Annotated in this window: 10 protein-coding genes; all 10 read left to right on the top strand. The window is 59.5% G+C overall.

The genetic code is table 11. From position 1 onward, the window contains the following. The first annotated feature begins 130 nt into the window (after positions 1-130). Complete coding sequence (argS, locus tag L888_RS14975; RefSeq protein ID WP_027953107.1) at positions 131-2167, top strand: arginine--tRNA ligase; 2037 nt, start codon at positions 131-133, stop codon at positions 2165-2167. A gap of 135 nt (positions 2168-2302) precedes the next feature. Beyond that, entirely contained in the window at positions 2303-2755 is a 453-nt protein-coding gene (locus L888_RS0112325) for an RNase H family protein (protein WP_245594890.1), read from the top strand. A gap of 272 nt (positions 2756-3027) precedes the next feature. Continuing rightward, complete coding sequence (locus L888_RS0112320; protein ID WP_027953105.1) at positions 3028-3633, top strand: hypothetical protein; 606 nt, start codon at positions 3028-3030, stop codon at positions 3631-3633. 12 nt (positions 3634-3645) lie between these two features. Then, positions 3646-3933, top strand: a complete 288-nt coding sequence (locus tag L888_RS0112315; protein ID WP_027953104.1) for a winged helix-turn-helix domain-containing protein — start codon at positions 3646-3648, stop codon at positions 3931-3933. 91 nt (positions 3934-4024) lie between these two features. Further along, the gene (locus L888_RS0112310; protein ID WP_005845134.1) at positions 4025-4381 is read left to right on the top strand and encodes a DUF1893 domain-containing protein; all 357 of its coding nucleotides are present in this window, start codon (positions 4025-4027) and stop codon (positions 4379-4381) included. A 431-nt stretch (positions 4382-4812) separates the two neighbouring features. After that, on the top strand, positions 4813-8157 hold the full coding sequence (locus L888_RS0112305; RefSeq protein WP_245594887.1) for a SusC/RagA family TonB-linked outer membrane protein: 3345 nt from the start codon (positions 4813-4815) through the stop codon (positions 8155-8157). 11 nt (positions 8158-8168) lie between these two features. Further along, the gene (locus L888_RS0112300; RefSeq protein ID WP_245594886.1) at positions 8169-9791 is read left to right on the top strand and encodes a RagB/SusD family nutrient uptake outer membrane protein; all 1623 of its coding nucleotides are present in this window, start codon (positions 8169-8171) and stop codon (positions 9789-9791) included. A 23-nt stretch (positions 9792-9814) separates the two neighbouring features. After that, a complete protein-coding gene (locus tag L888_RS0112295) occupies positions 9815-10714 on the top strand; it encodes a hypothetical protein (RefSeq protein WP_005845137.1) in 900 nt (299 codons plus the stop codon). A 43-nt stretch (positions 10715-10757) separates the two neighbouring features. Further along, complete coding sequence (locus L888_RS0112290; RefSeq protein ID WP_027953101.1) at positions 10758-11459, top strand: fibrobacter succinogenes major paralogous domain-containing protein; 702 nt, start codon at positions 10758-10760, stop codon at positions 11457-11459. Further along, positions 11449-12357, top strand: coding sequence for a lipoprotein N-acyltransferase Lnb domain-containing protein (locus tag L888_RS0112285; RefSeq protein ID WP_027953100.1), 909 nt, complete (start codon positions 11449-11451; stop codon positions 12355-12357). The genes L888_RS0112290 and L888_RS0112285 overlap by 11 nt, the downstream gene beginning before the upstream one ends. The last annotated feature ends 30 nt before the right edge of the window (positions 12358-12387 follow it).

Genomic DNA, 12387 nt, shown 5'->3' with positions numbered 1-12387 from the left:
CAAAATTAAACAAAAACGGGCTAAGCGCGCAACGATTGCGCCAAAAAACCGTCGCGGCAGCCCCATTTGTCTCTTCTTTTTCGTAACTTTGCACGCAACATTCGGATTACAACAACATTACACGGCAACGATGAATATTGAAAAGGAAATCGGCTCCGCGGTCATCAAGGCCGTTCGGGAGCTTTATGGACAGGACGTGAACCAGAGCATGGTGCAACTGCAAAAGACAAAGGCAACCTTTGAAGGCAATCTTACACTGGTGGTTTTCCCCTTTCTGAAAATCTCGCACAAGAAGCCCGAAGACACGGCACGCGAAATTGGCGAGGCCCTGCAGCGCGACTGCCCGGCCGTGGCCGCGTTCAACGTGGTGAAAGGATTCCTCAATCTGGTCGTCACCACCGAGGCCTGGGTGGGCCTGCTCAACGACATTCATGCCGATGCCGACTACGGCAAGCGGCCCGTCGGCCCCGAGAGCAAGCTCGTGATGGTGGAATATTCATCGCCCAACACCAACAAGCCGCTCCACCTCGGCCACGTGCGCAACAACCTTTTGGGCTGGAGCCTCGCGCGCATCATGGAGGCCAACGGCAACCGCGTGGTGAAAACCAACATCGTAAACGACCGCGGCATCCACATCTGCAAGTCGATGCTGGCCTGGCTCAAATGGGGCAACGGCGAGACTCCGGAGTCTACCGGCAAGAAGGGCGACCACCTTATCGGCGACTACTACGTTCTTTTTGATAAAAAATTAAAAAAGCAAGAGGCTCATTTTGGTAGAAATTGGAATATAGGTTACACACCTGAAATTTATAAGTATAAACTAAGTCATACTCTATATAAAAAGATATTGAAAAGTATTTGGGCCATTATTAAAGCAAAGAAAAAAGATGAAAACTATAGGTTTGACGTTGACTATGCCTATGGTATGAAAAAAATAATGGATGAGTTAGATAGCTATGATTTGTGGAAAGACTTACTAAAAAGTGGCAAAAAAGAGAAAACTATTCACATTTTACAAACAGAGATAAAAAAAAGAATAAGGAAACAAATACCGAGAAGCCTGTTACATAAGGCACAGCAGCTGCTCGTGAAGTGGGAACAGGGCGACCCCGAGGTGCGGGCACTGTGGCAAAAGATGAACAGTTGGGTCTACGCCGGCTTCGACGAGACCTACAAGGCACTGGGCGTGGGCTTCGACAAGATCTATTATGAGTCGGACACCTACCTCGAAGGCAAGAAGAAAGTGGAGGAAGGACTCGCCAAAGGGCTCTTCTTCAGAAAGGAAGACAACAGCGTGTGGGCCGACCTCACCGACGAAGGACTCGACCAAAAGCTGCTGTTGCGCTCCGACGGCACGAGTGTTTACATGACGCAGGACATCGGCACGGCCGACCTGCGGTTCCGCGATTTCCCCATCGACAAGATGATTTATGTGGTCGGCAACGAGCAGAACTACCACTTCCAGGTGCTCTCCATCCTGCTCGACCGCCTCGGATTCAAGTGGGGCAAGGACTTGGTGCACTTCTCCTACGGCATGGTGGAACTGCCCAACGGCAAGATGAAGAGCCGTGAGGGCACCGTAGTCGACGCCGACGACCTCATCGCCACCATGGTCGACGACGCGCGACGCATGAGCGAAGAGCTGGGCAAGTTCAAGGACATGACCGAGGACGAGCGGCAGGACATTGCGCGCATCGTGGGCATGGGCGCCCTGAAATACTTCATTCTCAAGGTGGACGCCCGCAAGAACATGCTCTTCAACCCTGAAGAGTCGATCGACTTCAACGGCAACACGGGGCCTTTCATCCAGTACACGCACGCCCGCATCCGCTCCATCATGCGCAAGGCCGCGGCCGAGGGCATCGCCATCCCCGCCTCCCTACCCGCTGACGCACCGCTCAACGACAAGGAGGTGAAGCTCATCCAGAAGATGGACGAGTTCAAGACGGCCGTGCGCGACGCCGGCGAGAACTACAATCCGGCCGGCATTGCCAACTACTGCTACGAGCTAACGAAGGACTTCAACCAGTTCTACCACGACTACAGCATCCTGAGCGCCGACACCGACAGGGAGAAAACCACGCGTCTGGTGCTGGCCCAGAACGTGGCCAAGACCATCAAAAACGGCATGGACCTGCTGGGCATCGAGGTGCCCGAACGTATGTAAATGCAGCGACGGCAAACCAAAGACATCAGCAAGAACATGAAAACCTCATACCCCCAGCCCAACAACCGCACCGCATCCGGGGACGGTCAGGGCGCATCCCCATGCCCGCCGCACGCCAAGGGGGGCACGAAGGGGGTGCCGGGGCCGTCCGGAGCCCCTCCCTTTGGAGGGGGGGCGGAGAGGGGTGCCGGGGGCTGGGCCGTCGATGCAGCCTGTTCCGGCAATCCGGGACCCATGGAATACCAGTGCGTCGACCTGCAGACGGGCGAGCGCGTGTTCCACTTCGGGCCCATGCACGGCACCAACAACATCGGCGAATTTCTGGCCATTGTACATGCGTTGGCCCTATTGGAGAGGCGCGGCGTCACCGACAAGGCGATCTATTCCGACTCGTACAACGCCATCCTCTGGGTGCGCAAGAAGCAGTGCAAGACCAAGCTGGAGCGCAATGCCACGACCGAACCGCTCTACCAAATCATTGCCCGCGCCGAGCAATGGCTCCGCACCCACACCGTCACCACACCTATTATTAAATGGGAAACCAAGCTGTGGGGCGAGATTCCGGCCGACTTCGGCAACAAGAAATAACCGCCCCCGGGCTTTCCCCACTCCCCCGTCCCTGCGTCGCGGCATGGCCTTTGCCATGCCGCGACGCAGTTTTCGTTCCATCTGCCCCCCATTTGTTAAAAATGAGCTTCCCGTGAAAGATTTTCGGCAAAACGTTTGGTTTATATTATAAACTTGTTTATATTTGCAGTGTTCAAGGGTCAACGCGGGCGCAGATCCCGTCGGCCGAGGTCCGAGAACCTCGTGGCACATGCACGAGAACCAGATTACTCACCCATCAACACCATGCCATTATGAACACCCAACATCCTGAAATGACCGCCGAGCGCAGTCTCGAGCTCATCCGCAAACACATCGAAGAGAGCCGCCAGACGCTCTCCCGCCAGATGGGCAAGCCCCTTTTGCTCTGGGGCAGCCTTGTTTTCGTCACCGCCCTCGTGGTGGGCCACCTGTGGCAACACTGCGGCGGCCCCGTGTGGAACCTGCTGTGGCTGGCCATGACGGCCGTGGGCTTCGGGCTCAACTACCTGCTCGACCGCCGCTCCACCGTCCACGCCACCGGCTTCGTGCCCGTCATGCTGGGCAAGACGTGGCTCACTTTCTGCTTCTTCGCCTTGGGCTTGTTTGCCGCCGGCACGCTGGCCTCCAGCGTGGCACAGCCCGTTCGCTCCGTGCCATTCGCCGGCACGCTGGCCCTGCTCATGGGCATGGCCACCGCCGTGTCGGGCTTTCTGCTGAACAAACGGCTGATCGCCTTCTGCGGCATACTGCTCGGCATCTTCTGTCTCATCGCCGATTGCTACATCAGCGGCGCGTCCGAGATGCTGCTCATCGCCGGCATGGCCGTGGCGGGGCTCATCGTTCCCGGCCTCTATCTCCAATGGAAAACCCGTGTCTAAATCCCAATCGCCATGTTTCAACCCCTCAATCCCCTGCTCCACAGCGAGCTGCGACTGGCCGTCATGTCGATACTTCTGGACGTCACGGAGGCCGACTTCCCCTACCTGCGCACGCAGACGGGGGCCACGGCAGGCAATCTAAGCATCCAGATAGACAAGCTGGCCAAGGCCGGATACATCGACGTGGAGAAGACATTCCGCGGCCGGCGGCCCTGCACGCTCTGCCGCATGACCCCCCAGGGACGCGACGCTTTCGCGCAATATGTCGATGCGCTGCACGGCTATATCCGCCCAACTTGACGCGATGACGGCATTTTTCGCTTTACATGACACCGTTTAGGGAAATAATCGCTATATTTGCCGCATAGGAAACCCATAAAATTACAGACCTATGATGCAGGAATTGATCGACACCCTACATATTGAACAGTGCTCGCTTGTGATTTTACACGAGGGCAATATCCGCACTTTCAATGGTCACGGAGTGCGCCGTCTCTACAACCTTATCAACGAAGAGCCCGAGCTCTTCCTCGACGCCAAGCTGGCCGTCAAGGCCGTAGGCCGTTCCGCCGCCCGCATGATGGTGGACGGCGGCGTGGCCGAGGTCTATGCCGACATCATTTCACAGCAAGCCTTCGACGTGCTGCGCGATGCCGGCATCGTGGTGAAATGCGAGAAAAAGGTGGACCACCAGACTTTCCTCAACATCTGGCGCAAGCTCGGCGAGATGGCCGAGGCCGTGGCCTGACCCGCCGGCCGCCGGCCCGTCACGCCGCGGCCCGTCCCCGTTCTTCCTTTCGCGGCTGTGTGAACTTCACCGGTTCACACAGCCGCCATGCTTTTCAGGCCCGGCCATCGCGCCGTAAACGCATCGCGATCACGGCGCAAACGCCACGCGATTTCACCGCAAACGCCACGCCGTTACGGCGCAAACGCAGGCCCCCTGCGCCGCAGCCGCAACGCCGCCGCGGCCCCGTCGTACACCCGAAGCTACCCCATTGCGCACCCGCGGCGGCGTTCCGGAGACCCCATCCCATTCTGTTCAACTCTACGTTTACGGCCCGTCCAGGGTTAAAATTTATCATCTTTTCAACCTATTTCATGTTTATTTGAAATAGATTGCATAACTTTGCAGCGCGTTTCGATAAGTGTTAGAAATACAAGTTTGGTTTTTTTGATATGCAAAAAAGTTCTATAGGACGTATGGCCGCCGCCATCACGTTTCTCCTCGCGCTTCTTCTCACCGTCCCCGCCATCGCCCAAACCCAGAACGAGCCCGAACGGAGGCTGGAGGGCATCGTGGTGGACGACAAGGGAGAGCCACTGACCGGCGCCATCGTGAAAGACAAGACCCACAACGAAACCACGGTGACCGACGTGGACGGAAAGTTCAGTCTCCGCGCCAAGAGCGACCGCATCACCGTGGACATCACCTATATCGGCATGAAACCAGCCCATTGGTCGGGCAACTACAAGGACGCATGCCTCGTCGCCATGGAGGATGCCAGCGAGACGCTGGAGGGTGTAGTCATCACCGGCTACCAGCAGCTCGACCGCCGCAACCTCACCTCGTCGGTCACGTCCAAGGACATGAGCGAGCTCGAAATAGGCGGCGTGAGCGACATTTCAAAGATGCTTGAGGGCAAGATTCCCGACCTCATCTCCTTCACCGGCTCGGGCGAGATCAACGCTACAAGCAAGATTCGCATCCGCGGCACCTCGACACTCGTGGGCAACCGCGAGCCCCTCTGGGTGGTAGACGGCATCATCATCACCGACCCCGTGGAGCTCACGTCCGACGTGCTCAACGACCCCGACTACATTAACCGCATCGGAAACGCCATCGCCGGCATCAATCCGCAGGACATCAAGCGCATCGACGTGCTCAAGGACGCCGCCGCCACGGCCCTCTACGGCACGCGCGCGGCCAACGGCGTCATCGTGGTGACCACCAAGAGCGGCCGCGAGGGCAAGGCCATCGTGAGCTACACCGGACAGTTCACCCTGCGCAAGCGGCCCTATTACACCGACAGCAAGATCAACCTGATGAACTCCTCGGAGCGCGTGCAGTTCTCGCAGTACCTCGCCGCACAACACTACGTCTACCCCTCGGGCATGGCCAAGGTGGGCTACGAGGAGGCGTTGAGCCAGCTTTACTCGGGCCTCATCACGCAGGAGGAGTTCGAGCGGCGCGTGCAGCAGATGGAAACGCGTAACACCGACTGGTTCGACATCCTGACCCACAACTCCTTCTCGCACGACCACAGCGTGAGTGTCTCGGGCGGTTCGGAGAAAGCACGCTACTACACTTCCGTGGGCTACACCAGCTCGGACGACGTGATCGACAACAATATGAACGACCGCTACACGGCCATGGCCAAGGTGGATCTGGACCTGAGCTCGAAGTTCAAGTTCGAAATGAACATCAACGGCTATCTGAACAAGCGCAAATACAACCAGACGGAGGTGAACCCCATCGACTATGCGTACCACACCAGCCGCACCATCCCCGCCTACAACGCTGACGGCAGCTACTACTACTACCAGCGGGAGGGGCAGGGCACATACAACGGATACCTGCGCTTCAACGTGCTCAACGAGCTCGACAACAGCTCCATACGCCAGAACACCGGTGCCGTGACCACCACGCTCAACCTGCGCTACCAGCCGCTGGACGAGCTGTTTTTCAATGCCGTCGTGTCGGCCAACGTGCAGAACGCCACCATCGAGAACTGGTGGGGCGAGCAGAGCCACTACGTAGGCTCGCTGCGACGGGCCGAGTACGGCGAGGAGATTCCCACGGACAGCAACCTGCCCTACGGCGGACAGTTCGGCCAACAAACCAACAAAACCGTGGGCTGGACCACGCGCCTGCAGGGCAACTACAACAAATACTTCGGGCCGCTGATGCAGCACAACGTCAACGTGGCCCTCGGTTTCGAGGCCAGCGGCAGCCACTACACGGGCGATTCCTACACTCAACGCGGCTACTACGCCGACCGCGGACGCTCGTTTGCCACCAACATACCCACCAGCTACACCGCCTATTGGAACTGGATGCAGACCAACACACCCACCATCACCGACACGCGAAGCAACATCCTTTCGGCCTATGCCACGCTGAGTTACAGCTTCCGCGACCTCTTCACGGCCAATGTGAACGGACGCTTCGACGGCTCCAACAAGTTCGGTTCGCGCAGCAACGAGAACCTGCTGCCCATCTGGTCGGTATCGGGCAACGCCAACCTCATCAGCATCCTCGGCCTGAAACCCAAGTGGCTCAACGCCCTGAACCTCAAGGCAAGCTACGGCGAACAGGGCAATATGCTCGACGGACAGACCTCCGAACTCATCATCCGCAAGGGACAAATGGACGCTTATTATAACGAGATGACCTCGACAGTGGTCGCCTTTGCCAACCCCGACCTCGACTGGGAAAAGACCCACAGCACCAACGTGGGCCTGGAAGCGTCGCTCCTCGACAACCGGCTGCAGCTCGAAGCAGAGTACTATTACAAGAAGACCACCGACGCTTTCATGAACAAAACCATATCCGACATCAACGGTTACACCTCCTATGTCATCAACGGCGGCACCGTGACCAACAGCGGATTCAACTTCACCCTCACCGCCACGCCCGTGAAGATGCGTAACTTCTACTGGATATTCTCGGGCAGTCTGAGCAAGATGTACAACAAGATCAAGTCGGCGCCGGGCGCCGAAGAGTACGAGTTGGGCAACTTTCTTAACGGTACAGCCGTGGTCGACGACCAGCCCGTGGGCACGTTCTGGTCGTACAAGTTCCTCGGGCTGAGCCCTGTAGACGGCGGCCCCATCTTTGAAGACCTGGAGGACCGCCAGCGGGAGTTCTCGCAATCGAGCAAGTACGACCTCTACACCACCCTGCTCACGCCCTCGGGCAAGCGCGAGCCCGACCTCACGGGAAGCATCTCCAACACCGTCACCTACAAGCAGTGGAGGCTCAGCGCCACGCTGCTTTACAACTTCGGAGCCAGCACACGCCTCTTCCGTCTGTTCGACGGATTCACCGGTGCACAAGGCAGCACCGCCTACAGTTCGGAGCAAAACGTGAACCGCGACCTGATGAACCGATGGATGAAACCCGGCGACGAGGCCGCCACCAACATCCCCGCCATCATGGGCAGCGGCAATATCAACTTCAACTTTTACTATGCCAACCACTGGGGCGACAACCGAAACACCGTCTGGAAAACGGGCCCCGTCACCACGGGCAACTACTACACCATGTACGACTACAGCTCAGCCCGCGTGGTAAGCGCCGACTATGTGAAGCTCTCCACCCTCTCGCTCACCTATGAGTTCACGGCCAAACAGCTGGCACGGCTCAAGCTCGACCGGCTGGCCCTGACGCTGACAGGCTACAATCTCAAGACCTGGTGCGACAGAGCCCTGCGCGGACAGACGCCCACACAGGGCGGATTCTCGCAGGTGCAGCTCTCCGACACGCCCAGTTACACGCTGAGCGTCAACATCAACTTCTAAACATGGCAGCAATGATGAACCATTTTTTCAAGCATATCGGCCGTAGCGTGGCCGGCGGCAGCCTGGCCGCCCTCACGCTGCTGCTCTCCGGTTGTGGCGACTTTCTGGAGGCCACCTCGCAAGACCAAGACTACGTGCGCTCCTGGCAAGACATGAACGAGCTGCTCGTGGGCAGCTGCTACATGCCCGTGAAGCCGAGCGAACAATACGAATATGTGGGTGCCGTGAACTACGGCACGTTCCTGCATCTCGTCGGCGACGAGGTGCACGAGGTCAATACCCAAGGCACTACCGCCGCTTACGAGCCCCATTACTACATCTTCGGCTACTACACGTGGCAGCAGCGGTCGGGGCAGAACGAGACCTACACCGATGCCTATGCCGAGAACACCGAGTGGACTAAGGTGTACAACGCCATCAACGTGGCCAACAACATCCTTGCCAAGGCCGAGAAACTGCCCCAGACGACCGAGGACGAGCGGCAGGGCTACCTCAAGGTAACGGGCGAAGCCTACTTCCTGCGCGCCTTCTACTACTTCTGGCTCGTCAATATCTACGGCCAACCTTACCGTCCTTCCACCGCCGCCACCGACTTGGGCGTGACGCTCAAGACCACGCCCGAGGTGGAAAACAGGATATTCGGCCGCAACAGCGTGCAGGAAACCTACGACCAGGTGCTGGCCGACCTGCAGGAAGCCGACACCCGCCTGTCGCAGTACACCGCACCCAAGAAGAGCATCTATCGGGCCGACTCCGTGGCCGTGCACCTGCTGCGGAGCCGCGTCTACCTGTACATGCAGAACTGGGACAAGGCCGTCGAGTATGCCCGTAAGGCCATTGCCGAGCACCCCACCCTGATGAACCTCAACGGCAACTCAGTCGCTTTCATGACGAAAACCAATCCCGAGAACATCTTCTCCATGGGCGGCGACGACGTTCCCTGCCTGCTCTTGTCGGGTGCTCTGGGCCTCACGGTGTCCGACGACCAGTACAACACCTACAGTGCCAACGACCAACGCCGCGCCCAATGGTTCTGGAACTTGGGCACTTTCCACGGGCTCACCAAGCGTGCCGTAGGCAACAAGAACACGGATTTGGACATAACAGACAAGGAGTACTACTACAAGGCCTACTATGCCGGCCTTGAACGCGACAAGTCGCCCATTTCGTCGCTCTTCTGGCTACGGTCATCGGAAGCGTATCTGAACCTTGCCGAGGCCGAGGCCTGCCTGGGACACAGCGCCGAGGCCCGGGCCGCCCTGCTGCAACAGATGGCCGCCCGCTACAAGGCCGGGGCTCCCGAGCTATCGCTCGACGGCGTGTCGGATGCCGATTTGGTGGCTCTTGTCCGCAAGGAGCGCCGCCGCGAGTTCGTGCTCGAGGGCCAACGCTGGTTCGACCTGCGCCGTTACCGCGTATGCAGCGTGCAGCCAAGCCGCATCGCCATCACCCACGACTACACCTATTATAAGAACCATACCTCGCAGGAACCCACCGAAACGCGCCGCTTCGTGCTCACCGAGGACGATGCTTCATGGACGCTTCCCATGCCCACCGAGGTACTGGAGTTCAACGTCGGCATGCCCGGCAACGGCAATCAGTGGCGTACTTATACCACCGTCAAAGTGTATTAACCCCCTCACAAGCATATCAACGCATGAAGACCCAAGCATACCTCCTCTCCCTGCTGGCGGTTGCCGCCACGGTTCTTGCCGCTTGCGGCAGCGAGGACACGCCGGCAATCAGCTATGACAACCCCTCGCTGCTGTTCCAGCCGGCCGACAGCGACCAGAGCTCCACGGCCGCCCTGCGCCGCCGATTCTTCGGTGAAACAGGCAGCTACCTGCTGTTCAACGACACGTTGCAGCGCGTGTACCAGGGCACAGACATCACCGGACAGCCCCGCTACTTCACGGAAACCATCGACCTGGCCTACGACATCGGCAGCTCTTCCAACTCCTCTTCGGTCTACAGCTTCACGTATCTCACCACCGAGAAAGAGCAGACCGAGATGGCGCAGTTCGTCAAAGACTACATCCTGCCCCATGCCACGAAGCGCCTCAAGCCCTACTCGTTCTTCCTGTGCAACCGCATTTCCGTGACGACGAGCAACAAAGTGACCACCACACCCTATGCCGTGGCCAACGAACGGTGCGTGGCCGTGGCCGCCAACTACCTGTTGCAGCGTCCCCGCACCGAGGCGCAGAAGAAGAATTTTGCCGGTCGCGTGCTCAACACGCTGGTGGCACAGGCCGCCAAGAACAACACCAACGCCTTCCGTGCGTTCTATGCCCACAGCGCCAATTACTACAACCGCACCTACACCAGCGCCGGCATCAAGGGCTCTGCAGACGAGCTTGCCCAGCTGGGCTTCATCAGTTCGGGCGGCACACCGGGCTCGTTCCCCTCGCAAGATTCCGATCTTTCGGCCTTCATCACTTCGGCCATTCTCTACGACGACGCCTGGCTGGCCAACACTTACGGCAGGTATTCGGTGGTGATGGCCAAGTTTGCCATCGTGCGCCAGGTGCTGGCCGCGCTGGGCTACGTGGCCTGACGCGTCCCGAGCAACCATCCACCAAGATTCAAAAGACAAGACGATGAACAGGATTTATACATGCAGCGCACTGCTGCTCGCGGTTTTAGGCCTGACCTTTCTCACGGCCTGCGGCAACGACGACGACGCCACACCCGCCAAAGTGCAGCCCGCAGCGGCCGGCAGCTACACCGACACGCGCGACGGGCAGACCTACGGCTGGGTGCGGTATGGCCGCCAGGACTGGATGACCGACAACTACCGGTACGACGCCGGCAGTGAAAGCACCGTGTATCTCGATACCGAAGACTACGAGAAGAACCCCCGAAGCACCAAGCATCTGACCCTCTACGGCCGCCTCTACACCCTGAAAGGGGCCCAGGCCGCCTGTCCGGAGGGCTGGCGGCTGCCCACCGACGAGGACTGGCAACAGCTGGAACAGCAGTTGGGCATGAGCCCAAGCGACACCCGGCAACGCGAATGGCGCGGGCGCATTGCCCACAACATGCTCACCATGAAAGGCGACACCTGCGCCCTGAACCTGCTGCTCGGCGGCTATTACACGGCCCACACCATCATGAGCATGCCGGGCTGGCGACACATGGGCGAGATGGCCTACTACTGGACAGCCACCAAAGACACGGGCAAGGAGGGCGAGTTCTACTTCTTCCGCAAGCTGTTCTACGGCCGCAACGAGGTTTGCCGCGAGAGCACCGAGCCCGACGGCTACCAGATGAGCGTGAGATACGTGCGCGATGCCCAGTAGACTGCGACTGCCATTCCTGCTCGTGGCCCTGCTCTGGCTACCGTCGCTGCACGCCCGGGGAGCCGTCGGGACACCGCCGCCGACGGCTGCCGACAGTGCGCGTCTGGCCCGCGAGGCCTTGGAGCCCGGCTTCATCCGGGCCAGTCTGCTCGTGGTGGAGCCCGGCCGAGAGGTCTACTCGGCCTTCGGCCACGCCGCCCTGCGGCTGGAATGCCCCAGCAAAGGGCTGGACTACAGCTTCACGTTCGAGATGGATACCGACCTCGGCGCCACGCTCAGCCTGCTGTTCCACCGGGCCAAGGCCGGGTTCGCGGCCGCCCCCACACCGCTGTTTCTCCGGCAATACCGGGCCGAACGGCGCGGCGTCAAGGCCTACCGGCTCAACCTGAACCCCGTGGAGAAGCAGACGCTCTGGCGCAATCTGGACCAGGAAGTGGCCGCAGGGGCGCACTGGGACTACGACTATCCGGCCGTGAACTGTGCCTCGATGTGCATCTATATGGTGGAGAAATCGCTGGCCAACAACCGTCTGACCTACCACCATCTCTCCCCCATCCTGAACGGAACCTACCGCGACGTGTTGCACCACATCTCGCAAAACGCCCCGTGGGCACGCCTCGTCTGGGACATTCTGCTGCTGGGACGCGGCGACAAGACCGGCCAGCCCGAGGACAAAATGACCCCCGCCCTGCTCGCCGAGGCCTGGCAACACGCCACGCTGACCGACAGCACGGGGCACAGCCGCCCCCTCATCACCGGCCGTCCGGCGGCTCTGCTGCCCGCCGGCCCACGGCAGGAGCCCGGATGGTTCACCCCCGCGGCATGCGCGCTGCTGCTCGCCGGGCTGCTCTGCACAGGGGCCGCCGCCGGGCTGCTGTACCGCAAACGAAAACATTAACCATATTATCAACCCTCAAAAAAGAACGCT

Origin of the sequence: Hallella seregens ATCC 51272 (assembly GCF_000518545.1) — a bacterium.
In the GTDB taxonomy this organism is placed as follows: domain Bacteria; phylum Bacteroidota; class Bacteroidia; order Bacteroidales; family Bacteroidaceae; genus Prevotella; species Prevotella seregens.
This window is presented reverse-complemented; position numbering and strand designations above follow the sequence as displayed.